General features: G+C 65.1%; 20 protein-coding genes. 13 read left to right on the top strand and 7 right to left on the bottom strand.

The annotated features are described in order from the left end of the window. The first annotated feature begins 82 nt into the window (after positions 1-82). Positions 83-520, top strand: a complete 438-nt coding sequence (locus CLU87_RS07010) for a GNAT family N-acetyltransferase (protein ID WP_099729964.1) — start codon at positions 83-85, stop codon at positions 518-520. A gap of 1,765 nt (positions 521-2,285) precedes the next feature. Next, complete coding sequence (locus CLU87_RS07005; protein ID WP_099729963.1) at positions 2,286-3,566, top strand: cytosine permease; 1,281 nt, start codon at positions 2,286-2,288, stop codon at positions 3,564-3,566. An 80-nt stretch (positions 3,567-3,646) separates the two neighbouring features. On the opposite strand, the gene thiD is transcribed toward CLU87_RS07005, so the two are convergent. After that, positions 3,647-4,522, bottom strand: coding sequence for a bifunctional hydroxymethylpyrimidine kinase/phosphomethylpyrimidine kinase (gene thiD / locus CLU87_RS07000; RefSeq protein WP_099729962.1), 876 nt, complete (start codon positions 4,520-4,522; stop codon positions 3,647-3,649). A 534-nt stretch (positions 4,523-5,056) separates the two neighbouring features. Here thiD and thiO point away from each other — a divergent pair. The 4 genes from thiO to CLU87_RS06975 all read left to right on the top strand — a co-directional run bounded on the left by thiO (position 5,057) and on the right by CLU87_RS06975 (position 8,161). Beyond that, positions 5,057-6,190, top strand: coding sequence for a glycine oxidase ThiO (gene thiO, locus CLU87_RS06990; RefSeq protein WP_099729961.1), 1,134 nt, complete (start codon positions 5,057-5,059; stop codon positions 6,188-6,190). Next, on the top strand, positions 6,187-6,384 hold the full coding sequence (thiS, locus tag CLU87_RS06985; protein ID WP_056067422.1) for a sulfur carrier protein ThiS: 198 nt from the start codon (positions 6,187-6,189) through the stop codon (positions 6,382-6,384). Before thiO ends, thiS begins: the two co-directional genes overlap by 4 nt. Positions 6,385-6,462: 78 nt before the next feature. Then, positions 6,463-7,272 (top strand): thiazole synthase, encoded by an 810-nt coding sequence (locus CLU87_RS06980; RefSeq protein WP_099729960.1) that lies wholly within the window; start codon positions 6,463-6,465, stop codon positions 7,270-7,272. Further along, positions 7,265-8,161 carry a thiamine phosphate synthase gene (locus CLU87_RS06975; RefSeq protein WP_099729959.1) on the top strand — a complete coding sequence of 299 codons (897 nt, stop codon included), beginning with the start codon at positions 7,265-7,267 and terminating at the stop codon, positions 8,159-8,161. The genes CLU87_RS06980 and CLU87_RS06975 overlap by 8 nt, the downstream gene beginning before the upstream one ends. A 102-nt stretch (positions 8,162-8,263) precedes the next feature. Here CLU87_RS06975 and CLU87_RS06970 read toward each other — a convergent pair whose 3' ends face one another. Next, entirely contained in the window at positions 8,264-10,381 is a 2,118-nt protein-coding gene (locus CLU87_RS06970; RefSeq protein ID WP_233193726.1) for a hypothetical protein, read from the bottom strand. 166 nt (positions 10,382-10,547) lie between these two features. Between CLU87_RS06970 and CLU87_RS06965 the strand changes: the two genes are divergently transcribed. The 5 genes from CLU87_RS06965 to CLU87_RS06945 all read left to right on the top strand — a co-directional run bounded on the left by CLU87_RS06965 (position 10,548) and on the right by CLU87_RS06945 (position 16,247). Further along, entirely contained in the window at positions 10,548-12,071 is a 1,524-nt protein-coding gene (locus CLU87_RS06965; protein WP_099729957.1) for a 3-hydroxyacyl-CoA dehydrogenase, read from the top strand. A 36-nt stretch (positions 12,072-12,107) separates the two neighbouring features. Continuing rightward, positions 12,108-12,887 carry an oxepin-CoA hydrolase, alternative type gene (locus CLU87_RS06960; RefSeq protein WP_099732074.1) on the top strand — a complete coding sequence of 260 codons (780 nt, stop codon included), beginning with the start codon at positions 12,108-12,110 and terminating at the stop codon, positions 12,885-12,887. Between the two features lie 183 nt (positions 12,888-13,070). Beyond that, entirely contained in the window at positions 13,071-13,790 is a 720-nt protein-coding gene (locus CLU87_RS06955; protein WP_015013747.1) for a Crp/Fnr family transcriptional regulator, read from the top strand. Between the two features lie 44 nt (positions 13,791-13,834). Beyond that, the gene (locus CLU87_RS06950; RefSeq protein ID WP_099729956.1) at positions 13,835-14,920 is read left to right on the top strand and encodes a phosphotransferase; all 1,086 of its coding nucleotides are present in this window, start codon (positions 13,835-13,837) and stop codon (positions 14,918-14,920) included. A gap of 52 nt (positions 14,921-14,972) precedes the next feature. Next, positions 14,973-16,247 carry an acyl-CoA dehydrogenase family protein gene (locus tag CLU87_RS06945; protein ID WP_056067410.1) on the top strand — a complete coding sequence of 425 codons (1,275 nt, stop codon included), beginning with the start codon at positions 14,973-14,975 and terminating at the stop codon, positions 16,245-16,247. 36 nt (positions 16,248-16,283) lie between these two features. Here CLU87_RS06945 and CLU87_RS06940 read toward each other — a convergent pair whose 3' ends face one another. Then, positions 16,284-17,012 (bottom strand): hypothetical protein, encoded by a 729-nt coding sequence (locus CLU87_RS06940; protein ID WP_099729955.1) that lies wholly within the window; start codon positions 17,010-17,012, stop codon positions 16,284-16,286. 221 nt (positions 17,013-17,233) lie between these two features. On the opposite strand from CLU87_RS06940, the gene CLU87_RS06935 reads away from it, so the two are divergent. Next, positions 17,234-17,863, top strand: coding sequence for a hypothetical protein (locus CLU87_RS06935; RefSeq protein ID WP_099729954.1), 630 nt, complete (start codon positions 17,234-17,236; stop codon positions 17,861-17,863). A 97-nt stretch (positions 17,864-17,960) separates the two neighbouring features. Here the strand turns inward: CLU87_RS06935 and CLU87_RS06930 are convergent, their stop codons facing one another. From CLU87_RS06930 to CLU87_RS06920, 3 genes are all read right to left on the bottom strand, one after another. Beyond that, complete coding sequence (locus CLU87_RS06930) at positions 17,961-18,974, bottom strand: asparaginase (protein ID WP_099729953.1); 1,014 nt, start codon at positions 18,972-18,974, stop codon at positions 17,961-17,963. 17 nt (positions 18,975-18,991) lie between these two features. After that, entirely contained in the window at positions 18,992-21,544 is a 2,553-nt protein-coding gene (locus CLU87_RS06925; protein WP_099729952.1) for a penicillin acylase family protein, read from the bottom strand. 113 nt (positions 21,545-21,657) lie between these two features. Beyond that, complete coding sequence (locus tag CLU87_RS06920) at positions 21,658-22,587, bottom strand: adenylate/guanylate cyclase domain-containing protein (RefSeq protein ID WP_056744210.1); 930 nt, start codon at positions 22,585-22,587, stop codon at positions 21,658-21,660. A gap of 400 nt (positions 22,588-22,987) precedes the next feature. On the opposite strand from CLU87_RS06920, the gene CLU87_RS06915 reads away from it, so the two are divergent. Continuing rightward, the gene (locus tag CLU87_RS06915) at positions 22,988-23,347 is read left to right on the top strand and encodes a hypothetical protein (RefSeq protein ID WP_099729951.1); all 360 of its coding nucleotides are present in this window, start codon (positions 22,988-22,990) and stop codon (positions 23,345-23,347) included. Between the two features lie 91 nt (positions 23,348-23,438). Here CLU87_RS06915 and CLU87_RS06910 read toward each other — a convergent pair whose 3' ends face one another. Next, positions 23,439-24,422, bottom strand: a complete 984-nt coding sequence (locus CLU87_RS06910; protein WP_099729950.1) for an LD-carboxypeptidase — start codon at positions 24,420-24,422, stop codon at positions 23,439-23,441. Between the last annotated feature and the right edge of the window lie 25 nt (positions 24,423-24,447).

The raw sequence follows: 24,447 nt of genomic DNA, 5'->3' as shown, positions 1-24,447 counted from the left end.
TTAAGATCATCCGGCGCCAGGGTCGGAACAGTAATCGAGCTGCCCGCTACCTACCGGCCAGAAGCGGACATTGGAGCCACAAATGCCACTCGAATGGAAACACTCCGCAGATGGAGTCGACTGGGAAGAACTGTCTGCCCTCTATCGGGCTGCACCACTAGGCGAGAAGCCGCCGCTTCATCTGCAGAAAGTCTTCTCAAACAGCATGTTCAAGTGTTTCGTCTACGAGAATGCGAAGCTCGTAGCGGTGGGACGCGCGCTCGCTGATGGTGGAGATTGCTCGTACATATGCGACGTTGCGGTATTGCCCAGCTATCAAGGCACAGGCCTCGGCAAACAAGTTGTCAGTGACCTGGTGGAAATGTCATCCGGTCACAAGAAAATCATCTTGTATGCGGTCCCTGGCAAAGAACCTTTCTACAGGAAATTCGGCTTCATGCGAATGAAGACGGCTATGGCCATCTTTAAGAATCAGCAGCAGCAGCAGCAGGTGGAGGGGGGGTACCTTAGTGAAAGCTAATCCTCAAATCAAGATGATGCGTACCGGCAAGTCGTCTGCTGCCGGGGGCCAAAGGTCTGCAACGGGCCCGCTAGCGTCCTTCTGCGTGGGGCAGAATTCGGCCAGGAGCGGTCTGTCGCGACAGATTAAAGCGGATGCTCAACGTGTCCGTACGCCCGACAAATTAGGCCTCATCGCGCAGCTCAAAAACATTCATTGCAATCTGTCGCAGAGGCACCAAGTGTCTTCACTTCCGCAGTGGCGTTAACCTCTCCATTCTCAGTGGAGCAGCTGACGCAAAGTGATAAATGACCGCCCCGTTTTCCAAGTCGGTGAACTGCACATCGATTGCTCCGGCGGTCCGAGACGCCTCTTTCGCGAATGCAGCTCCGTCCTCTAGAACGATCTGTTCAGGCCAGTCTTTGCCAGGTAGAGCACGGAAGCTGATAAGAGAAGCTGTGCCAAAACGAACCTTCACTATGCAACCGGATGGTTTGCAGTCCATCGCACCTGCTCCCTGCAGCCGCTTCTCTATAGTCAACGCAACCTTCACAGGCCGTCGGGGGTCATTGCGTACTGAGATGTATCCGTAGTTGGTCAATTTCGTCTCGGCGGGACGTGGCAACGTGTTCCGGCTCATAAGCGTAGCCTCTGGCTGGAGATCGCCCGTATGAAGATCCGGCTGCTGACCGTATGCCCACTCGCGCTGCGTCGGAAACTCTTGGCTCGATTGTGCGAAGCTTGCCCGGACTGAGCCCACGACCACAGTGGAAGCAATTAGTGGTGCGACGAGCCAAGCGCGTGTTCTATCGGATGTTTTCATGGGCGTGCGTGATTGTGAAAGATGGCCACGGTGAGTTCCAACGTGATGTATCCCGCGAAATCTGCGGAATAAACTGGACCATGCTGGATATCCTGGGCACGGCCCTTGCCGGAAGCGGCTTGCAGCATAGGGTTTGCAAAGGGTGGCTTGTTTGAATGTCCAGGTATAAAAATCCGGGAAACCCGGCAGGCGTCAACTCGGCAAACTATAGCTTGTCGGGGCAGAGACCGGGATTTCCAACAGCAGCGCGGCTAGTCAATGGCAGCTCACGGGTGGCGCTTCTGAACGGCGGCTCAGGGCCCAAAGCTGCCTTTGAACTAACTCCGGCAGTCCTTGAGTATTTTTAGAGCGACCCAGGCAATGAAGCCACCGAGAGCTCCCCAAATCAGGTGGTACAAAACGTTCCCAGCCGTTGAGCCAAGTGCAGCCCCAAGTGCCTCCGCCATCCCGCGTTGCACGAGCGAGTTTGTGGGTGACGGCGATGCTGCTGTTATCAGGCCCCAGGCGCTGAAAAGCAGCACACCAACTCCCAAAAAGAAAAAAAGCCACGCCACAAATTTGGCTTCACGCATACATCCATGCCCCTTGTCCTGTGATGACCGGTCCTGGCCGGATTCTGCCCCACGGCGAGGGACGCGAGCGGGCCCGCTCTAGACAGTCACCGCTGCCTCAAGGCGCCATTCGCACCCATGAAGGAAATGAACTGCGCCACTTGTGAAACAGCTCGTTGACCCCACTCAACCCTGTTTAACTAGAATCCAACCATATCGCTGGGGGTGTCCTGCAATAAATCCGTTGCTGGGCTGAGATCAAACCCTTCGAACCTGTTGCCTGCATTGTTTTACTTTGCAGGCTTGAGATCATCCTCGCGCAGGGAAGCAAGTCCGCCATGGCACGGCCCTGAACACGTCAGGGCGTACTGGTGGGCGGCCCCTGCTCTGTATCTGCTTACGGAGCCATTCCATGTCCTCATCGCCTGCCACGCACGCCACCAACGAAGCGCTGGCCCCCGTCTCCCCCGATCGCCGCGTCTTCCAGTGGCATGACCACGCCTCGCTCTGGTTCAGCCTGGGCGTGGGCCTGCTGGTCATGCAGGTGGGCGCCTACCTGATGCCTGCGCTGGGCACCAAAGAGGCACTCATCGCCATCGTCGCCGGTTCCATCGTGGGCGCGGGCCTGCTGGGCTGGGTGGCCAAGCTGGGCTGCGACAGCGGCCTGGCCAGCGCGGGGCTGATGCACGCCGTGTACGGCCGCACGTTTGCCAGCCTGCCCATCATCCTGAACATCGTGCAGCTGGTGGGCTGGGGTACGTTTGAGCTGGTGGTGATGCGCGATGCCACCGTGGCCATCGGCCAGCAGTCGGGCGCCATTGCCGGTGCCCACTGGCCGGTGCTGGCCACGCTGCTGTGGGGCGGCGTGGTGATGCTGCTCATCAGCGGCTCGATGGTGCAGCTGGTGCGCAAGCTGATTGCGCGCATTGCCCTGCCGCTGGTGGTGTTGTCGCTGCTGTGGCTGTCGTGGCAGTTCCTCTCGCTGGCGCAAACCCAAGGTTTTGAAGCGCTGTGGACACGCAAGGGCGACGGCGGCATGGGCGTGCTGCCCGCTCTGGACCTGGTGATCGCCATGCCCATCTCGTGGCTGCCGCTGGTGGCCGACTACGCGCGCCATGGCAAGAACGGCGGCTCGGCACTGCGCGGCACCTGGCTGGGCTATGCGTTGGCCAACATCTGGTGCTACAGCCTCGGTGTGCTGGTGGCGCTGACCTTGCCCAGCCAGGACCTGGTGCAGGCGCTGCTGCTGGCCCAGGGCGGGCTGATTGCGCTGTCACTGATCCTGATCGACGAGGTGGACAACGCCTATGGCGACGCCTATTCGGGCGCCGTGTCGGCCCACAGCCTGCTGCCGCGCTGGGGCGTACGCGCTTGGGGCCTGCTGGTGGCCGCGCTGTGCACCGGGCTGGCACTGGTGCTACCCATGCACAGCCTGGAGCCGTTCTTGCTGCTGCTCAGCTCGGTGTTTGTGCCGCTGTTTGGCGTGATTCTGGGGCGCCTGGCCTTCGGCACCGATGCGCCCGCCCTGCTGGCGGTTGCGCGCAAGGTGAATGCGGTGCCCGTGGCCATCTGGCTGGCGGGCATCGCGGTGTACCACCTGGCACCCAAGGCGTTTCCCGATGCGGGCTCTGCCCTGCCCGCATTGGTGTTCAGCTTTGTACTCGCCTGGGCCACGAGGCCCAAAGCACACTGAACCAATCAATCACTATCAAAAGATGAGCAATCAGCGCATGATTGACTAGCGCTTGAGCCTCAAAACACCCAAAAATCGCTCTACAGTGCCTGAAACACCCGCTGCGCCACGGGCGCGTAGCCGTGGTTGAGGGGACCATGGCCGCGGCCGGTGGTGACATCCGCACCGGCAGCAATGGCCCCCAGGATGTAGGCCCGTGCGTGCTCCACGGCCTGCTGCAGCGGCTGGCCCAGTGCCAGCTGCGCGGCAATCGCTGACGACAGGGTGCACCCGGTGCCATGCCCGTTGTGGGTGGCAATGCGTTGTGACTGCAACCGGTGGCCCTGTCCTTGTGCGTGTTCCCCGCCTTGCACGGCCAGCACATCCACCACCCAGTCGCCCGGAAGGTGCCCGCCTTTGAGCAGCGCGGCGCGGGCGCCCAGTCGCAGCAGGTCTTGCGCGGCCAGCTCAAGCGCCTCCACGCCCTCGATGTTGCGCCCCAGCAGCCATCCGGCCTCGTCCAGGTTGGGCGTGACCACTTCGGCCAGCGGAAACAGCTCCTGGACCAGTACGGCCACCGTCTCCTGGGCAATCAGCCGATCGCCACTGGTGGCCACCATCACCGGGTCCAGCACCACGTGCGGCAGCTGATAGGTCCGAATGGCTTCTGCCACCACGTGCACCACGTCCGGTGAGTGCAGCATGCCGATCTTGACGGCGTCCACGCCAATGTCCTGCACCACCGCATCGATCTGGGCCTTGAGCATCTCGGGCGGAATGCCGTGGATGCCCGTCACCCCGCAGGTGTTCTGGGCCGTGATGGCGGTGATGGCCGTCATACCGTAGCAGCCCAGCGCACTGAAGGTCTTGAGATCGGCCTGGATGCCCGCGCCGCCGCCGCTGTCAGACCCGGCAATGGAGAGCACGCGTGCGTAGCGGTGGCCCGTGGAGGGCAAGGAGATCGTCGGTGAAATCATGGCAAAAATTATGGCCTATGCGCCACGTCAAAACGGGGCGCATGGGGGATGTGCTGTAATTCATTTTCCGGACGAAACAGGGGTGTCCCACCCTAGAGCCGGTTCCAAGTCTTTTTGGAGACTGCATTGGAGTGCAATCGGGATGAGTGAATGCTTCGGGTGCGCTGCATGGGCTCATGCCCATGCAAGCAGCCGGGGCGTCCAATCGCCCGATTTCACTCCAACCCTTCGGGCAAGTGCCTTGCCGGGCGGTCTGCGGCGTTGCGGCGCTTGTTGATAGCCGAGCTATCAACTGCGCACCGCGCCTAGCACCCCTTCCCGGCAAGGTACTTGTGCAACTCCAAAAAGACTTGGAACCGGCTCTTGGCACGCGACTGAGAAATACCCTGGGGCCCGCACAGAACCCTGTGCACTGCGGCACACGCAGCAGCCCCGCTACCCGATCCAGGTCATGCTGGCGTGGGGAGTTTCCATCAACGGTGACCCCGTTTTGTCCATGGCTGCTTGCCACTACATGGACACACTGACGGAGCTATGTCACTTCCACCTTCTTCCTTTGCCATCCTGGGCGCAGGGCTCATGGGCCGTCTGCTGGCTGTGGAGCTTGCGCGTCTGGGGCACCGTGTAGACATCTACGACGCGGGCAGCCCCGCCGCCGAAAACTCTGCCGCCACCGTGGCTGCGGCCATGCTGGCCCCGCTGGCAGAGTCTGCGATCACCGAACCCGGCGTGGTGCGCATGGGCCACCACGCGTTGACGCGCTGGCCCGAGTTGCTGGCAACCTTGTCAGCGCCTGTGTTTTTCCAGCAGGCCGGCACGTTGATCGTGTGGCATCGCCAGGACGCGGCCGAAGCCCAGCGTTTCACCCGCCAGCTCGAAAACAACCAGCGCAGCCTGCCCGAGCTGCCCGCCCTGCAAAAGCTCGACAGTGGCGCCCTGGAACAGGTGGAGCCCGCCCTTGCGCACCGCTTCAACCAGGGCCTGTACCTGCCCGGCGAAGGCCAGCTGGACAACCGCCAGTTGCTGGCCGCCCTGGTGGTGGAAATGGAGCGCCTGGGAGTGCGCATGCACTGGCACACGCCCCAGTCGCCCGAAGCCTTTACGCCCGGCGCACCCGGCCAGCCTGACCGGGTGCTGGACTGCCGGGGCCTGGGCGCCAAGGGCCAGTGGAGTGCCTTGCGCGGCGTGCGTGGCGAAGTGGTGCGCATCCATGCGCCCGACGTCACGCTGCAGCGCCCCACCCGGCTGGTGCACCCGCGCTACCCCATCTACATTGCGCCCAAGGAAGACCATCTGTTTGTCATTGGCGCGACCGAGATCGAGTCCGACGATCGCTCCCCGGCCAGTGTTCGCTCCACCCTGGAACTGCTGAGCGCCGCCTATGCGGTGCACCCCGGCTTTGGCGAAGGCCGCATCCTCGAGCTGGCCACGCAGTGCCGCCCCACGCTGCCCGACAACCTGCCCGCCATCCGTCAGACCCGCCCGGGCGTGCTGGAGATCAACGGTCTGTACCGCCACGGCTTCATGATCTCGCCCGCCATGCTGGATGTGACCCTGGAGGTGCTGAACACGGGACAATCGACCCTGTCCGAACGTTTTGACCTCCGGCTGGAACTGGAGCCAGCCGCACCCGCCCCGACCGGCGTTGCAGCCCCCGCATTTGCATGAACATCTCGATCAACCAAATCCCGCACGAACTGCCCGAAGGCGCCACCGTGGCCGATGCTGTGGCCGCCATCGAAGCGCGCCCCCCGTTTGCCGTGGCGGTGAACACCACTTTTGTGCCAAACACCCGCTACGCCGCCCATGCGCTGCAGCCTGGCGACCGTGTGGAGATCATCTCGCCGGTCACGGGCGGCTGAATCAGCCAAAATTCAATCAAAAGAGCTGTAAGCGCTTATAAATCATGCACTAGCAGCTACAAAAATCATAGTAAACCAATGACCACTCCGACGCCCCAAGACCCGCTGGTGCTGTATGGCCAGACGTTCGCCAGCCGCCTGCTGCTGGGCACCTCGCGCTACCCATCGCCCGCCGTGCTCGAAACCGCTGTGCAACGCGCCAAGCCCGCCATGGTCACTGCCTCGCTGCGCCGCCAGGGCAGCAACCCGGCCGAAAGCGGCAGCAGCTTCTGGGATCTGCTGCGCAAGCTCAACGTGCCCGTGCTGCCCAACACCGCCGGCTGCCACAGCGCGCAAGAGGCCATCACTACCGCCCAGATGGCGCGTGAGGTGTTCAACACCCCCTGGATCAAGCTGGAGCTGATCGGCGATGACTACACCCTGCAGCCGGACACGCTGAACCTGGTGGGTGTGGCCGAACACCTCATTAAGGAAGGCTTTCAGGTGCTGCCTTATTGCACCGAAGACCTGGTGCTGTGCCAGCGCCTCGTCGATGTGGGCTGCCAGGCCGTGATGCCCTGGGCCGCGCCGATCGGCACCGGACGCGGCCCGGTCAACCCCTATGCGCTGCAGACGCTGCGCCAGCGCCTGAACGTGCCCATGCTGGTGGATGCCGGGTTGGGCCTGCCTTCGCACGCCTGCCAGGTCATGGAATGGGGCTATGACGGCGTGCTGCTGAACACCGCCGTGGCCCTGGCACAAGACCCCGTGGCCATGGCCGGTGCATTTGCCGATGCCGTCAGCGCCGGGCGCGCAGCCCGCCTGGCCGGTGCCATGGCCGCACAAGACGCCGCCCAGCCCAGCACCCCCGTGCTGGGCACCCCTTTCTGGCACCACGCCCATGCATGACACCACCACCCTGGCGCAGGCCATCCTGAGCCACCACGCGGCCACCTTTGCGGGGTTTGCGCCCGAGCCCGTGCCAACCCCCACGTTGCAGGACCCTGTCTACCTCGCCGCGCTACAGGCCTGCAGCCAGTTGGGCTTCATCGCCCATGACACCGAATGCCTGGCCCGCGCCTGGCAGGCGCGCGCGCTGCGCACTGGCAGTGCACAGCCCGAGCAATGGCCGGACGAGCCCCAGGACTTTGGCCTGCAGCGCCTTCCACGCCCTCAGCAGTTCTCCGCGTGCCCGGATCATTTGGGCTTGTATGCCGTACTGCCCGACGCCCAGTGGGTGGGCCGCATGGCACGTGCCGGGGTGCCCACAGTGCAATTGCGCTTCAAGTCGGACGACGCCCAGGCCATCCGGACCGAAGTTCAGGCCGCCGTCCAGGCGGTGCAAGGCACAGGCGCGCTGTTGTTCATCAACGATCACTGGCGGGACGCCATCGAAGCTGGCGCCTACGGCATTCATCTGGGCCAGGAAGACCTGGACGCACTCACCGCAGAGCAACTGCAAACGCTTCATCGCTCGGGCCTGCGTCTGGGCGTGAGCACCCATGGATATGCCGAAATGGTGCGTGCCGACGCCGTGGGGCCCAGCTATATCGCGATGGGTGCAGTGTTCCCCACGACCCTGAAAAAAATGGCCACCGCTCCCCAGGGCGTGGGCAGGCTGGGCGTGTATGCGCGGCTGATGCGGCACTACCCGCAGGTGGCGATTGGTGGGATCAGCGCCGAGCAGTTCCCCACGGTACTGGCCACTGGCGTGGGTTCCGTGGCCGTGGTGCGGGCCTTGGTCAACGCGCCGGACCCTGAAGCATCGGCCGCAGAGCTGATGGCGCTGATGCGGTGACGGCTGGGTGGCGATAGCGGCCACGGCGGCTATCGCGCATCCCTCACGACCATCGCAGCGCCCCCTGGATAGTCGCCGGGTGGCCGATTGGTCGCCTGCTCGCTACTTGTTGTCGGGCTTCTTCATCTGCTCCAGCTCAAGGCGGAGCTCCATGAGATCGTTCTCCATGCCAAAGCCGACCGGCTGGCCCGCTGGCGGCGGCGCCGTCACGGGCACCGGGGGCAGATCGCTCAGCGTGAGGTGGGGTGGGTCCGACAGATCCAGGTCAAGCGGAATGCCCCGCGAATCCTCGCCTAATGCTGCTGCAGGCCTGGAGGGAGTGGCTGCAGAGCGCACGGGCTCGGGCTCCTGCTGGGCCTTCATCGCAAACTCGAACTCGAGGCTGGCTGCCAGTGAATCAAGCGGCTGGTCGTCGTGCAGCGCCACCGGTGCAGGCGCTGCAGGTGCCACCAGGGTCTCGGACCGGGGCGGTGCCAGGGGCGTCGTCCGCTTGCGCGGGGGCGCTGCACCACGCGCGCTGGCGGGCGTGGTCTGTGCAATCGCCAGCAGCAGCAAAAGATCGTCATAGGCCGCCAGATCAAACGGCTCCACCGCTTCAGCGCCCGTGCGGCGGAACAGGAATTTCTCCAGCAAGCCCAGCACCGCAGGCGTTGTCCACTCGGCCTCGATCTCGGCGAGTGCGTCGGTGTAGTGGTACAGCATGCGGCCCGTGCGGTGAAAGCCCGCAAACTCCGGCACTTGCGCGTTGAAGGACTGCATGAACTGCGTTCGCAGCTGCGCAAACTCATCCACACGGCTGAGCGTGTGATACAGCCGCAATAGCTCCAGGTAGGCCAACGGAGAGGTCTGGCGGTGCTCGGCAATGTGATTCTTCAGCACCTCGATGGCCTGCTGGTGCTCGCCCACCGAAACAAAAAATTCAGCCTGCTGCTGGATGTCAAACAGCTCTTCAGGGTTGACGATGTGGGGCGCTACCGAGGCGGCGGCCGGCGCGGAAACCGACTTCGCCTGCAAGGGAGCGGGAGCACTCGCCGCCGGGCTGGTCGCTACGAAGCGTGGTTCCACGGCCGCAGGGGCTGCCTTGCGCAGGGGCATGGCACCGGACTCTGGGTTCGCCGCGACGGCATGAGGCTGGGTTTCCGACGGCAGCCAGGTGTCACCGGGATGGGGGGTAAGACCGACCGCTTCTTCATGCGCCGATGCTGCATCGCCACGTGCGCCCAAGGCCACAGAATCGCGCCACGAACGCACTGCCTTGTCAGAGGCGCTGCGCATCCGCGACCACATCCATGCCACCCCCGCCAAGGCCAAGGCCAGCAGACCGCCCAAGGCATATACCACCGTCGCAGGAAAACGCTCCTGTTCCATCGCCTCCAGCTGCTGCTGCAACTGGCCAGCGGCTGCACGGTCCTTGGCGGCCTGTGCTCGCAATGCGGTGGTGTCTGATTCCAGCGCCTTCAACCGTTCGCCGTCTTTTTGCAATTCTTCCGGCTGCGCGTTCAACGACCTCCACAACGCGGCGGCCTGGGTGCGCAGGGCCGACATCTCTTCAGAAGGCGCCGTGGGTAGCTGCGCGGTAGAGCGCAACGCCACAGGACTGTCCAGCCAGGTGTCCAGGGGCTCAACCACCAAACGCGAGCGCGCTGCAGGTGCAGCGGCCACCACCGACTTGCCAGGTGCTGCCGTGCCCACACGCGCGGAAGGCCGTGCGGCAGCTGGAGAGCCGGGAGGGCGGCTCTCAGCGGAGGGCGAGCCCGAGGCCCTTGCCAGTGCAGGCGCCTTGTCACGGGGCCTGGTGGCCTGCATCGCACCGGCGGCAGCCGCAGATGCACTGCCACTGCCCTGTGAAGGCGAACGCTGTGACTCTGAAGCTGCGCTGGGGGTTGCTGCAGGAAGCCGCGCCAAGTCCACCGGGGATGCAGAGGCGGACCGGGTGACGGTGGTCGGCAAATCCGAGAGGAAGGTGTAGCTGCGCGCGGTTTTTCCGTTGCACCCTGCGGTCAGGGTCACGGTGAGAACCGGTTCATCCAGCGATACCGAGGCCAGCACGCGGACCCCTGAAGGACGCCCACGCACCTCGGGCAATGGGACCACGCGCACCTTGTTGTCACTGATGGCGTTGTCGCCTGCCACCAGCTTGGCCGTGACGCAGGACGATGCGACATCCGTGCCCGGGTCGGGCTGCAACTCGAACGAGAGATCGACCGGGGCGCCCAACACGACCGTACCACTACCATTGCCCAGGGACAGCGCCGAAGCACCGGCTGCAAGCGCCCACAATCCTGGTCCAAAAACGGTGTTACGGATTTTCACAATCAATTCTGTTTTTCGGTCCGGAGGATTCTTGCACATAAGACCCAGATAAGGCCAGAGCCATAATGCCGCTATGAAAATTCAGTTTCCCAACATCGCCATCGTGGGTACCGGTGCCATGGGCCAAGGCATCGCACAAATTGCTGCCCAGGCTGGCAGTCAGGTTTTTCTGCTGGACGCCAACCCCGGAGCCGCCGACGCCGCACGGGCCGCCCTGCAGGAGCAATGGAACAAGCTGGTCGCCAAGGGCCGGATCGAAGCGGACCAAGCCACAGCGCTGACCGCGCGGCTGCACCCCGTCAAAACAGCGGCAGACCTGGCGGCCTGCGATCTGGTGGTGGAAGCCATCGTGGAGCGGCTGGATGCCAAACAGGCTCTCTTCGTCGAACTGGAAGGGGTGGTGCGCGCCGATGCGGTGCTGGCCACGAACACGTCCTCCCTGTCCGTGACGGCCATTGGCGCAGCCCTCAAGCGCCCCGAACGCCTGGCCGGGTTCCACTTCTTCAACCCCGTCCCTTTGATGAAGGTGGTGGAGGTGATCGCGGGCCTCAAGACAGATCCAGCGATCTGCACTGCGCTGGCCGCGTATGCCAAGGAAATGGGCCATACCCCTGCACAGGCGCAGGACACCCCTGGCTTCATCGTGAACCACGCGGGGCGCGGCTTCGGCACGGAGGCCCTGCGCATCGTGGGCGAAGGCGTGGCCGATTTCGCCACCATCGACCGCATCCTGCGCGACCAGGTCGGCTTCAAGCTGGGGCCCTTCGAGTTGATGGACCTGACGGCGCTGGACGTGTCGCACCCGGTCATGGAGTCCATCTACCGCCAGTACTACGATGAACCCCGTTTCCGCCCCAGCGTGATCACCGCGCAGCGTCTGGCGGGGGGCGTGGTGGGCAAGAAGGTGGGCGAAGGCTTCTATCGCTACGTGGAGGGCACGGCGCAGGTGCCTGCCGAGGCGCCTGCCCCCGTGGTCAACGACATTCCGCCGGTGTGGGTGTCCCCGCGCGCTGCACGCCGGGCCGAGCTGTACCAGTTGCTCAAGGACCTGGGGGCCACCATCGAGACCGGCCAATCCCCCTCCCCCCAGGCCATCACGCTGGTGGCCCCGCTGGGCTTTGACGTGACCACCGTCGCAGTGGTGGAGCGGCTGGACCCGGCCCGCACCATCGGCATCGACATGCTCATCGATGACGCCGCGACCAAGCGCCGCGTGCTGGCCACCAACCCCGCCACGCGCGTCGACATCCGCAACGCTGCGCACGCGCTGTTTGCGCGCGACGGCAAGGCTGTCAGTGTGATCCGTGACAGCGGTGGTTTCGTCACGCAGCGCGTGGTGGCCACCATCGTGAACATCGCCAGCGACATCTGCCAGCAAGGCATTTGCACCCCCAAGGATCTTGAGACCGCCGTGACCCTGGGCCTGGGCTACCCGCTGGGCCCCCTGGCCATGGGCGACCGCTGGGGCCCCACCAACATCCTGGAAGTGTTGTTCAACATGCAGACCGTGTATGGCGACACGCGCTACCGCCCCAGCCCATGGCTGCGCCGACGGGGTGCGATTGGCCTGAGCCTGAGCCATGTCGAAGAAGACTGATTGCCAAGCACCACGGCCGCCTCACTGAAGACCACCATGCCCGCAGAACTCCAGAGCACCAGCCAGGGCCAGACCCTGATCCTGACCCTTCGCAACCCCGAGCGGCGCAATGCCATCGACCCGGTGATGTATGCCGCGGGTGTGGAAGCGCTGGGCGTGGCCGAAAGCAGCCCCGACATCCGCAGCGTGGTCATCACGGGCGCCGATGGCATGTTCTGCTCGGGCGGCAATCTGCAGCGCCTGCTGGCCAACCGCCAGGAAGCGCCGCAGGTGCAGGCACAAAGCATTGAAGGCCTGCACAACTGGATCGAGACCATCCGCACCTACCCCAAGCCGGTGATCGCCGCCGTGGAGGGCGCCGCAGCCGGTGCAGGGTTTTCGCTGGCACTGGCCTGCGACTTCATCGTGGCGGCCCGCAATGCCGTGTTTGTGATGGCCTACAGCAACTTGGCCCTGTCGCCCGATGGCGGCGCCAGCTGGAGCCTGGCCCACGCGCTGCCCCGCCAGATAGCCACCGAGATTCTCATGTGCGGGGACCGCATCAGCGCAGAACGCCTGCACACATTGGGCCTGGTCAACCGCCTTGCCGAAGCAGGCAATGCACTCGACACCGCCCTGGCGCTGGCCGAGCAGCTCAATGCCCGTGCACCCAATGCACTGGCCAGCATCAAGGAGCTGCTGAACGAAGCTCCCCATGCCCAGCTCACGCACCACCTGGGCCATGAGCGCGACCACTTCGTGAAGAATCTGCACCACGCCAATGGCGGCGCAGGCATCTCAGCGTTTCTGGAAAAGCGCGTGCCCCGCTACGAGTAGCGCTGCACCACAAACGCCTCGACGCATCCACCGTCGCAGACCCATCAACCCCCGGTACGCTGCCACCCAGCGCCGGGGGTTTTCTTTTGGCCTACGCGCAGACACGCAGGTGACAACCCTGACGCATTGCGCAGGTCCCTGACGCGACAATGGGCCTGTTTCTAGTCACCCAAAAGACAGGCCATGGACGACCCGATTCTTACTATCGAAGAACGTGAAGCGATCAACTCCGGTCGCTGGTTTTCATCACTCTCACCTTCGCTACGCCACGACATCCTGCGATGTGCATACGTCAAACGCTTCAAGGACGGCGGCCTTATCGCCGCACGCGGCGACCCGCCCGAGGAGTGGATTGCCTGCGCGCGCGGTGCAGTGCGGGTGAGCTCCACATCCATCTCGGGCAAGCAGATCACGCTGACCTATGTGGAGCCGGGCATCTGGTTCGGCGACGTGGCGATCTTCGATGGGGACCGGCGCACGCACGACGCCTACGCGCATGGCGACACCACGATCCTGTGTGTGGCCAAGGCCGATTTTCGCAAGATCCTGGCCGTGCACACCGAGCTGTACGAAGCGATGCTGCGCCTGCATGCGCGGCGCATTCGCCAGCTGTTCGGGCTGGTGGAAGACCTCAATACGCTGCCCCTGCGATCGCGCCTGGCCAAGCAGCTGGTGCACCTGGTGCGCAGCTACGGCGTGCCCAGCCTGTCGGACGGCAGCGAAATGCGGATCAGCCTGCAATTGGCGCAGGAAGAACTGGCACAACTGCTGGGTGCGTCGCGGCAACGCGTGAACCAGGAACTCAAGGCCATGGAACGCGAAGACGCCATCCGCATCGAGCCGGGCGGCCTGGTGGTGCGGGACCGCGAAGCCCTGATGCGCATCGCTGAAGCCGACAACTGACTCACTTACCCCATCACTGACTGCCAGAACCTTCATCCGCCTCCATGAGCAACTTTGACCATTTCGTCGGCACCCGCCCCGTTTCCGATCAGCACGCCTTTGACATCGAAACGCTGACTGCATGGCTCTCCAGGAACATGGAGGGCTTTGCGGGCCCGCTGACGGTAGAGATGTTCAAGGGCGGGCAGTCCAACCCCACCTACAAGCTCATCACCCCCGGCGCCAGCTACGTGATGCGCGCCAAGCCCGGGCCCGTGGCCAAGCTGCTGCCTTCGGCCCACGCCATCGAACGCGAGTTTGCGGTGATGAGCGGCCTGTACGGCACCGACGTTCCCGTGCCGCGCATGTTTGTGCTGTGCGAGGACGAGTCGGTGATTGGGCGCGCCTTCTACGTGATGGAGTGCATGCAGGGCCGCGTGCTGTGGGACCAGTCCCTGCCCGGCATGACGCCAGCTGAACGCGGTGACATCTACAACGAGATGAACCGGGTGATCGCGGCGCTGCACACGGTGAAATTTGCAGACCGAGGCCTGGCCAGCTACGGCAAGCCCGGCAATTACTTTGACCGCCAGATCGGCCGCTGGAGCAAGCAATACGTGGCCTCCATCACGCAGCCCATCGAAGAGATGGACCGCCTCATGGAATGGTTGCCCGCCAACATGCCCGCCAGCGCACGGGACGAGGGCCATGTGTCCATCGTGCACGGCGACTACCGCCTGGACAACCTGATGTTCCATCCCACCGAGCCCCGCGTGATCGCCGTGCTCGACTGGGAGCTGTCCACACTGGGCCATCCGCTGGCGGACTTCAGCTACCACTGCATGAGCTGGCACATTCCTGCCTCGCTGGGGCGTGGCATTGCGGGGTTGGACCTGGGCGCGCTGGGCATTCCCGACGAAGACACCTACATCCGCCTGTACTGCGAGCGCACCGGCATCACCACCCCCGATGCGCTGCGTGCCGACTGGAACTTCTACCTCGCCTACAACATGTTCCGCATCGCCGCCATTTTGCAGGGCATTGCCAAGCGGGTAGAGGCTGGCACGGCCTCCAGCGCCCAGGCCAAGGCCTCGGGCGACACCGCACGACCCATGGCCCAGCTGGCCTGGTCCTTCGCGCAACGCGGCTGAACACACGACGCAACACCAGCGCCGCCCACGATTACCAACGGAGAAGAAACCCATGGACTTTGACTACTCGCCCAAAACCAAGGAACTGCAGGCCAAGCTGCTCCAGTTCATGGATGACCACATCTATCCGAACGAGTCTGCCTACAAGGATGAGTTGGCCGCCAACACCGTCGCAGGCAAGCGCTGGAGCGCGCTGAACACCATCGAGAACCTCAAGCCCAAGGCCCAGGCCGCCGGGTTGTGGAACCTGTTCCTGCCGGTCGACAGCGCCGCAGCATCCGGCTATGCAGGTGCCGGGCTGACCAACCAGGAATACGCACCGCTGGCCGAAATCATGGGCCGCGTGCCATGGGCCAGCGAGGTGTTCAACTGCTCCGCGCCCGACACCGGCAACATGGAAACCATTGCCCGCTACGGCGACGAAGCCAACAAGGCCCGCTGGCTCAAGCCCCTGCTCGAAGGCAAGATCCGCTCGGCCTTCGCCATGACCGAGCCCGATGTGGCATCGAGCGACGCCACCAACATCGAGACCCGCATCGAGCGCCAGGGCGATGAGTACGTGATCAACGGCCGCAAGTGGTGGATCTCTGGTGCCGCCGACCCGCGCTGCGCAGTGTTCATCACCATGGGCAAGACCGACCCCGAAGCCCCACGCCATTCGCAGCAGAGCATGGTGCTGGTGCCCGCCGACGCCCCTGGCATCAAGATCATCCGTCCGCTGAATGTTCTGGGCTACGACGACGCACCGCACGGCCACGTCGAGATGACCTTCGAGAACGTGCGTGTGCCCGTCTCCAACATCCTGCTGGGCGAAGGCCGTGGCTTCGAGATCGCCCAAGGCCGCCTGGGCCCTGGACGCATTCACCACTGCATGCGCCTCATTGGCTTGGCCGAACGTGCGCTGGAGCTGATGTGCAAGCGCGCATCGTCACGCGTGGCCTTCGGCAAGACCGTTGCGCAGCAGACGGTGACACAGGAGCGCATTGCCGAGGCCCGCTGCAAGATCGACATGGCCCGCCTGCTCACCCTGAAGGCTGCCTGGCTGATGGACGTGGCTGGCAACAAGGTCGCCAAGACCGAGATCGCCATGATCAAGGTGGTGGCCCCCAGCATGGCCTGCCAGGTCATCGACTGGGCCATGCAGGTGCACGGCGGTGGCGGCATGTCTGACGACTTCCCGCTGGCCTATGCCTACGCCGGTGCGCGCACCCTGCGCTTTGCCGACGGCCCGGACGAAGTGCACCGCAACGCCATTGCCAAGTGGGAGCTGGGCAAGTACGGCACCTACGGCCGCGACGCCGCCGTGCCGGTCACCCGCGGTAGCTGACGCTCCACGGCACAGGACACAGGACCCGCAGACGCTCTACTGCGGGTCTTCAGCGTCTCCCGTCGCCCCGCCTGCGGCCGCAGGGGGCGGCAGGTTGTGTAATGCCCCTTGCGCAGCCGCCAGCAGCAATTGCGTGGCCTGGGCGATCTCCGTCAGGCTGCGCTGCGTGTGCTCCATGCGCAGATACACCTTGCCGCGTACCAGCATCAACAGCAGCGGCGACTGCGCCCGTACCTCCCCGCCCTCACCTTCCACGATGTTGAGCAACTGGGACACCACCGGCGCATGGATCCAGCGCTGCGCTGTCTCCATGCGCTCCGCCACCACCGCAAAGTGCTGGCGAAACGAGGCGGGCAGGCCCGGCCAGGTCACCTCTTCAAACATCGCCAGCCAGCGCATTTCCTCGGGCAGGCTGGCATTCACCGTGGTCTGCAGGGTGTCGGTGATGGCGTTGTAGGCATTGCCCTCCAAGGACTCCTGCAAGGGGCGGTTAAGCACCATCACCGCCGCGTCCGGGTCCACCCCCAGATCGGCGCGCCCCCGCAACTCCAGGCCGCGCACATAGTCACGCGTTGGGTTGCCACATTCCAGCCGCCACGGGTGGCCATTCAGGTCGCCCCCCAGGTCAAAATGCCCGTCCACCGCCTGCGGCACCACCGCCAGGCGCTGGGTGGCCGCCCAACGCACCACCTCCTGGTTGGACACGGGCCGTGCGGCATACGGGCCACCGGGCAGATGCAGCGCTTTGCGAAGACGGTCAAACATGGCGATTCGAAGCCCAAGGCTTCGCGGAAGTCACGGATGCAGGCATTATTGGGGGCATCGGCCGCTGCGGCAAACCGGCGGAACGCCTTCTGTGACCGGGTTCACCATGCCGGAAGGGCAAAGCGGCGAACGGTTGGTGCGGCCACTACCCAGGCGCATGGGCACTGCACCGCGTCGGAGCGCCCCCGCCGCATTCACTTTTGGCGATCTGAACAGCCCACATGCTCTTCTCTACGGACCGCAGACTTGCCCTCATCACCGTGGCTGGTGCGCTGGCCGCTCCGGGGACCGCCCTGGCGCTGCCCGACGATGCATCGGCCCGGGTGCGCCAGCTGGTGCGCTGGTCCACCGCGACGGCCGACCACCAGGGCTTGCCGTTTGCCGTGATCGACAAGCCTGCCGCGCGCATCCACGTGTTTTCGGCACAGGCCCAGTGGCTCGGCAGCGCGCCCGTGCTGCTGGGGGCCGCTGCGGGTGACCGCTCAGCCCCGGGCATCGGGGCCAAGCCTCTGTCCCACATCCGCCCGCACGAACGCACCACCCCTGCAGGCCGCTTTGTGACCGAGCCTGGCCGCAACCTGCAGGGTGAAGACATTGTGTGGATCGACTACGACGCTGCCGTCTCACTGCACCGGGTGCGCAGCGTGAGCGCCGCAGAGCGCCGCCTGCAGCGTCTTGCAAGCCCCGGCGCGCGGGACAAACGCATCAGCTACGGCTGTGTGAACGCACCCGCAGCGTTCTACGACCAATTCATCGCGCCCAGGTTCGGCCGGGCGCCAGGGGTGATCTACGTGCTGCCGGACACCGAGCCTTTTGCTACATTTTTTGAAGCAGCCAGCACATATGAATAGTGCGCTACCGGCCGATTTCACGCAAATTCTCTGCCCAACACGCCGTGGGAGCAGGAACCGGCACTTCCGACGGTAGCCACCCAGACGTCGCCCAGGCTCAAGCCGCTGCGCGTTGCAAGCGAAAGACCGACCGCCGGCCGCCCACCACCAGCCCCTTGGCATTGCGGATGACCGCGTTTCTGCGCAGCGCCAGGGCCTCTTGCTGGGTGGCGTCCAGCCATCCCAGCTGGTCCATCACCTCCACGGCAGCCGCCACCTGCGCCACCATGTTGCCGTCCATGATCTTGAGGGCAAAGGCCTCGCCACGGCTGCGGCTGCCCACCACCTGCACCCCGTCGGCCCCGGTCTTCGAGACCCAATCGCCCCGCCCTGCCCGCATGAAATCCAGGTCGTGCCGGCCGGTGCCGGAGCCCAGCTCCGGGCGTTGCACCATGGCATCGGCCAGTGCGGTCAGGCTCTGGTCCAGATCCGTGTCGGGCGCCCCACCCGCCAGGCGCGCATAGCCCCGGGCCAGGTGCGCGAGCGGCATGGCGTAGTTGGGGGCGGAGCAGCCATCGATGCCCATGACCAGTTGCTCAGGCCCCAGCCCCACTGCCTGCGCCACCCGCTCACGAATCGCCCGCTGCAACGGGTGCGCAGGGTCCAGATGCTTGTCGAGCGGCCAGCCCTGCCGCACACAATGGGCGACAAAACCCGCGTGTTTGCCGCTGCAGTTGTTGTGGCGTTCGTCGGGCACAAAACCCTCTGGCAGCGAACCCAGCCCCAGCTCGGCAAACAGCGGCCGGTGACAGCCGCAGCGCAGGGCGTGGTAGCTCTGCCCCACACTGCCCAGCATGTGCTCAACCTGCTCGACATGCATGGCCTCACCGTTGTGGCTGGCGCACAGCAGGGCCAGTTCGCCCGCGCCCCAGCCCAGCGCCTGGGCGCCGCCAGACTGCATGAACGGCAGGGCCTGAAATGCCTTGATGGTGGAGCGCGTGAACGTGACCGTGTACGGGTCGCCCACCTGCGCCAGCACACGGCCATGGCGGTCGGACACCGCCACGGCGCCCCAGTGCTGGCATTCGGCGAGGTCGCCCCGGGTCACCTCGATCAGCGGAACAAAACCCATGGTGATCTCCAGCGTGACTACTGCGCCGCCGGTGCGGGGGCCAGCGTCAGCTCATGGGCCCAGCTTGCGGGCTGGCGCTGCAACGCGCGGTAGCCCGTCTGCGCCCAAGTGCTGCTCATGTCGCGGTAACGCGGCGAAAACACCAGGCCACTTTGTCCGGTCTGGTAGATGAAGTGCGACTGCTCCAGGTCGGCCAGGTCGTACACCGCGCGCAGCGATGCGGCGTGGCGGTTCACAAACGGCCCCTTGGCTTCGCCCGCGTTGTACTGCCCCACGTTGACGGTGTAGGCGTCGCCATGCGATGGCTCGCTCACGTCAAAAAAGCGGGCCAGTGCAGGCACATTGCCAAATGGCCGGTGCACGCTGAGTGCCGGGTGCGCCGCGCCCCAACGCCATTGCGCGGGGGCTGCGCCGTACGCCGCCTGCAGCCGGTCGAGCGCGCGTCCCAGGGCTGCGGCCGACTGCTCTGCACACGATGCGGGCTGGCACCACCAGGGGTCGTTACGCTCCAGGATGCCCTCCAGCGCGGCCCGGTAGTCGCGCTTGCCGTAGGTGGCGGTAAACCGCGCGTCACCGATGCGCGGCACGATCAGGCCACGCGCCAGCTCGTCGGTCCATGCGGCAAACACCAGGGGCGCAGCCTTGCCCGCATCCATCACACCGTCAAAGCCTTGGAGCTGCTGTTGCGCAGCTGCGGCCAGGGGGTGTGATGACTTGGCCTGCTGCAGATAGGGCAGCAGCCTGCGCGTGGCCAGCGACGTTACATCGCGGTGAATGGCCTGCATGCTCGCGGCGTCGTGCTTGTCGGTCGCCTCGATCAGCTGCGCAATGCGTTCGTAGCGGTAGGGCAAGGCCCAGTCTTGGGTGAGGTAGTGGGGATAGTCCGGCGCGGTCACCCGCTGGTTGGCGGTGGCAATCCAGCCCCGGGCGCCTTTGTCCTCGGGCGTCTGGTCATACGGCAGCCAGCCCTTCCAGTCGTACCGCGCATCCCAGCCCGGTGAGGGCGCCACGCCCCGGATGTCGTTGGCCGGGTCTCGCACAGGTGCGCGGCCTGCGGCCTTGAAACGGATGTTGCCCTGGTCATCGGCCGCCACCACGTTCTGCATCGGCGAGTGGTAGTGCGACAGGGCCGCGAACAACGCGTCCACCGATTTCGCCTGGTTGGTCTGGAGGCCCGCCAGCACCGTCTGGTTGTCAGTATCGAGCGCGCTCCAGCGCAGCGCCAGCACGTATTTGCCGAGGTCCAGCACGTCGGCATGCGACTTCTGCGCGTCGCTCAACACAGGGCCATGCCGGGTGCTGCGCACTTTCAGGGCGACGTCGGCCTGCCCTTTCACACGGACGGTTTCGTTGCGCACCGTGAAGGGCGCCCAGCCTTCGGGCGTGCGGTACTGCGAGGCATCAGCGGGGTTGATCTGCTCCAGGTACAGGTCCTGAACATCGGGGCCCGTGTTGGTGAAGCCCCAGGCCACTTTGTCCGTACGGCCCAGCACCACAAAGGGCATGCCGGGCAAGGTGGCGCCCACCGCGTCGATGGCGCCCATGGGGGTGCCGTCAGACGCCTGGCCCGCAGGTGCCTGCAAGCCCGCAAAGTACCAGATGGCAGGTGCCGACAGGCCCAGGTGCGGGTCGTTGGCCAGCAGCGGTTTGCCACTGACGGTGCGGGTGCCCGCCAGCACCCAGTTGTTGCTGCCCTTGCCCTCGTTGGTACCCGCATTGCGGGTCAGTTCGTCGGCCCAGGCCAGCATGCCGGCACTGATCTGGCGGGACAAAGGCCCGTCACCCAGCGCGGCAGATGCAGTTCCCCGGTCGACCGGTTCAGCGGCGGCCGCCGGTGCAGCAGAAGCGCTGGCATCGGTGGCCCGGTACACCCCCAGCTGCCGGTACAACGCGGCCAGGTCGGCCGAGGCTGCGGGGCGCTCGCCCGGGTACGGTGGCATCAGTTGCCACAAGCGCTCGGTGTCCAGCGTTTTCGCAATGGACAGCCGCGCAAACTCGTTGCCCCAGTTGCCGCCCAGGTCCAGCGCCATCATCAGCGCCCAGCCCACGCTGTCCTCCGGCTCCCACACGGCGCCCGTGGTCCCGCCGGGCTGAACGCCCAGGATATGGAACTCCGGCGGCAGCGCCTGGGGGCGGTTCTGGTGGAAGGCGTGGATGCCCTGGCTGTAGGCCTGCAGGGCCTCCTGGGCATACAACGGCAGGTCTGCGTACTGCCGCTTGGCCGTGCCCATGATGTCCAGCGTGCGCATGAGCTTGTCGGTCTCCAGCGTGGCCGGCCCAAATACTTCGGACAGCTCGCCGTGCATCACGCGGCGGTTGAACTCCAGTTGCCAGGTGCGCTCCTGCGCATGCACGTAGCCCATCGCAAACCAGGCGTCTTGCGGGCTCTGCGCGCGGATGTGGGTGACGTCTGCGCCATCGCGCTGCACCTGCACGGCCTGCCGCAGGCCCTTCACGACCAACTTGCCATCCAGTGTCGCAAAGCTGCGCTGTACATATACGGCAGCCCCCGTGCCAGCCAGCAAGGCCGCCACCACCAGCCCGACGGCCGTTCGCTTCATCCACGCCATGTCTCGTGTCTCCTGATTGTTCTGGGTTGTTTGTGTGGGTTCGGAAGTGAAAGGGCTGCGCGCTGACCGGGAGCCCGCCGCGCTGTGACAGCTGTCGGCGGCAGCCGACGGCCTCAGCCCAGATGAACGCTGGTGCCGGCGACCTGAAAGTTCATGATCGGAGCACTGGACTCGGTAAAGGGAACCCCCAGCGCAATCTGCCCCGTGCCATGCAGGATGCAGGCATCGCGGCGCAGCCGCACGGGCGAGTCGCTACCGTCAAACCGCACCCAGGTGCCGAAGCTGCTCATGTCGGTCAGCACAAAGCCGCTGTTGCGCCAGTCGATGCGCGCATGCAGCCGTGAAACGCGGGGGTCATTGATGCACAGCTGGGCATGGTTGGCGCGCCCCACATGCACGGGCGCATCCGACGAGGTGAAAGACATGTCCACCCCATGCCAGGAAAACTGGATCTGCCCCAGGATGGAATCGGCCGGAGCAAAACTGCTGACCAGCGCCGCCTGCATGGTGAGCGAGTCGGGCTCTTCGTTCTCGCGCCACTCCACCTGATAGAGCATCTGCAGCTCGGCCTTGCCGCGGATTTCCATCAGGCCCAGCTTGCGGTACCACACATCGGCAGCGGCCCCCGCCAGCAGCACAGTCGTCTCGGTGGCCCAGATTTCGGCGGGGCCCGCGCGCTCGCACAGGCGGGAGGCCACATTGACGGCATCACCGTAGCAGTCGCCATCCACATCGACCACCTCGCCACTGGCCACTCCCACGCGGATGTCCATGCGCAGCGGCTGCGGCCACCGGTCCAGACGCGCCTGGTGCTGGCGCAGCATGTGGGTGGTGGCAGTCACGGCACTGGCCGCATCACCAAACACACACAACACCCCGTCGCCCAGCTTCTTGACCACGCGCCCCGCATGCGCCTCGATGGTGTCACTGATCCACTGCGTGACCTGCGTCACCGCCTCGGTGGCGCGCTCGTTGCCCAGCGTTTCATACAACGAGGTGCTGCCCGAAATGTCGGCGAAGACCACCGTTGACAACACACTCATGAACGATGGCCGATTAGTAACATCATGTGAACCAGTTTAGTGCAAGCTCAACGAAGACGCACCTATCAAAGCGTCAACAATCCTTCGCCAAGGTCTTTGCGGGCCACGCACGCCAGTACTTGCGGCCTCACTGCAGGCGCTGGTGGTGGCAGTAGGCGTAGAGGGCGTGCATCTTGGGTGCCTGAAGACCCGGCAAAGCCCACGCCGAGCAGCGCACCTGTTCACCCGGTTGCCTCGCGTCAGGCCGCCGCAAGCATTCGCGATGAATTGCGTAAAAGTTCGCAACAAACGGGGGCGCCGTGTTGTCTTTATGCAAAAACAGGAGCGCCACCCTTGCGTCAAACCTCACTCCCGCTTACTTTGATCGACCCTGTTACAAAAATCGCACAGCCCGCCGTCCATGCGCTGGAACAAGCCCAATCTCCGCAACAACCTGCACGACCTGCTCGGTCGTGACAAGCCGTCATCGACGGCCTGGGTGCGCGACCATGGTCTGGAAGAGGTGCGGCGTGCCATGCTGCACAGCCTGTTGGGGTTGACCGGCTGCGAAGTGGCGCGCATGAACATGCGCCTGCGCTATGCGGGCGACATTGAAGCGCTGTGGTACCTGCGCAGCGATTTGCTTGACACGCTCACCCTGCTGCGCGGCGAGGCCATCGCGCAGACGGTGCTGGACCAGGTGACGCCGATGTTCCAGGGGCAGTTGCCGCTGTCGCTGCGGGTGCCACAAATGCCCAACGCACCCCGCGCGCACCTCTGAAACTCTGAGATTGCAGCCCTGACAGCCGGGGCCGGTCACCACGCCGCACTTACATCGTGCCACGCAGCGGCCCCAGGTTAGCGCCGCCTGTTCAGTGCTGGTGGCCCCAATAGATCAGCGCATCGCGCTCTTCCACCGACAACGACACCGTTGCACCCACGGGCAGCAGCACCTTGGTCTCGACATGCCCAAACGGCAGGTTGGTCAGCACGGGCGCCTTGATCTGGGTGCGCAGCCAGTCCACCACCGACTGCAGCTTGTAGCCCTTGTCGTGCGGCGCCAGCTTGAAGTTGGTGAACTGCCCCAGTACCACGGCCTTTTGCTGGGCCAGCACACCGGCGTGCAGCAGCTGGGTCAGCATGCGCTCAACGCGGTAGGGATGCTCGTGCACATCCTCCACAAACAGCACCCCACCCTTGACCTGCGGGAAGTACGGCGTGCCGACCAGCGAAGCCAGCACCGCCAGGTTGCCGCCCCACAGGGTGGCGCTTTTCACATAGACGTTGGGCACAGCCGGCTTGCCGGTAGTGGCATGGGGCTTTTCCTTGTGCATGCGCCAGCCCGTGCCTTCACCGTGGCCGGTCAGCAGGTCGTCAAAGCAGGCTTCCATGATGTCGTCGGGCGCGCCCTCCACGCCAAAATCGGCCCCCAGCGAGGGCCCCGACCAGGTGGTGGCCCCGGTTTTGGCCAGCACGGCGAGCTGGAAGGCGGTGAAATCGCTCACGCCCACGAAGTGGGTGCCCTTTTCGATGGCCTTGGCCACCGCCTTGTAGCGGATGCCCGGCAGGATGCGGGTGAGGCCATAGCCCCCGCGCGAGATCAGCGCCACATCGGCGCCACTGGCCGCCGCACGGTGGATGGCGGCCAGCCGGGTGGCGTCGTCGCCCGCAAAGCGTGTGTGTGTGGCCAGCGCGTCCACATCCACCTCCACCTCATGGCCCTGGGCCTTGAGGCGGGCAATGCCCCGCTTGAAGGCGGCCTTGTCGCGCACTGCACTGGAAGGCGAGTAGATGTAGATGTGCTTGGGACCGTGGTCGTGGTCGCACTGCGAGGGGTCGTGATGGTGGTCGTGCAAAGCGCTCAGGCCCCGCTGGGGCCTG

Source organism: Acidovorax sp. 59, from assembly GCF_002754175.1.
Taxonomy (GTDB): domain Bacteria; phylum Pseudomonadota; class Gammaproteobacteria; order Burkholderiales; family Burkholderiaceae_C; genus Acidovorax; species Acidovorax delafieldii.
Note: the sequence above shows the minus strand (reverse complement) of the source record. Positions and strands in the feature narration are given on the sequence as shown.

Coding starts and splice junctions, on each gene's coding strand:
- CLU87_RS07010 (WP_099729964.1), top strand. CDS start 83: ATGCCACTCGAATGGAAACACTCCGCAGATGGAGTCGACTGGGAAGAA.
- CLU87_RS07005 (WP_099729963.1), top strand. CDS start 2,286: ATGTCCTCATCGCCTGCCACGCACGCCACCAACGAAGCGCTGGCCCCC.
- thiD (WP_099729962.1), bottom strand. CDS start 4,522: ATGATTTCACCGACGATCTCCTTGCCCTCCACGGGCCACCGCTACGCA.
- thiO (WP_099729961.1), top strand. CDS start 5,057: ATGTCACTTCCACCTTCTTCCTTTGCCATCCTGGGCGCAGGGCTCATG.
- thiS (WP_056067422.1), top strand. CDS start 6,187: ATGAACATCTCGATCAACCAAATCCCGCACGAACTGCCCGAAGGCGCC.
- CLU87_RS06980 (WP_099729960.1), top strand. CDS start 6,463: ATGACCACTCCGACGCCCCAAGACCCGCTGGTGCTGTATGGCCAGACG.
- CLU87_RS06975 (WP_099729959.1), top strand. CDS start 7,265: ATGCATGACACCACCACCCTGGCGCAGGCCATCCTGAGCCACCACGCG.
- CLU87_RS06965 (WP_099729957.1), top strand. CDS start 10,548: ATGAAAATTCAGTTTCCCAACATCGCCATCGTGGGTACCGGTGCCATG.
- CLU87_RS06960 (WP_099732074.1), top strand. CDS start 12,108: ATGCCCGCAGAACTCCAGAGCACCAGCCAGGGCCAGACCCTGATCCTG.
- CLU87_RS06955 (WP_015013747.1), top strand. CDS start 13,071: ATGGACGACCCGATTCTTACTATCGAAGAACGTGAAGCGATCAACTCC.
- CLU87_RS06950 (WP_099729956.1), top strand. CDS start 13,835: ATGAGCAACTTTGACCATTTCGTCGGCACCCGCCCCGTTTCCGATCAG.
- CLU87_RS06945 (WP_056067410.1), top strand. CDS start 14,973: ATGGACTTTGACTACTCGCCCAAAACCAAGGAACTGCAGGCCAAGCTG.
- CLU87_RS06940 (WP_099729955.1), bottom strand. CDS start 17,012: ATGTTTGACCGTCTTCGCAAAGCGCTGCATCTGCCCGGTGGCCCGTAT.
- CLU87_RS06935 (WP_099729954.1), top strand. CDS start 17,234: ATGCTCTTCTCTACGGACCGCAGACTTGCCCTCATCACCGTGGCTGGT.
- CLU87_RS06930 (WP_099729953.1), bottom strand. CDS start 18,974: ATGGGTTTTGTTCCGCTGATCGAGGTGACCCGGGGCGACCTCGCCGAA.
- CLU87_RS06925 (WP_099729952.1), bottom strand. CDS start 21,544: ATGGCGTGGATGAAGCGAACGGCCGTCGGGCTGGTGGTGGCGGCCTTG.
- CLU87_RS06920 (WP_056744210.1), bottom strand. CDS start 22,587: ATGAGTGTGTTGTCAACGGTGGTCTTCGCCGACATTTCGGGCAGCACC.
- CLU87_RS06915 (WP_099729951.1), top strand. CDS start 22,988: ATGCGCTGGAACAAGCCCAATCTCCGCAACAACCTGCACGACCTGCTC.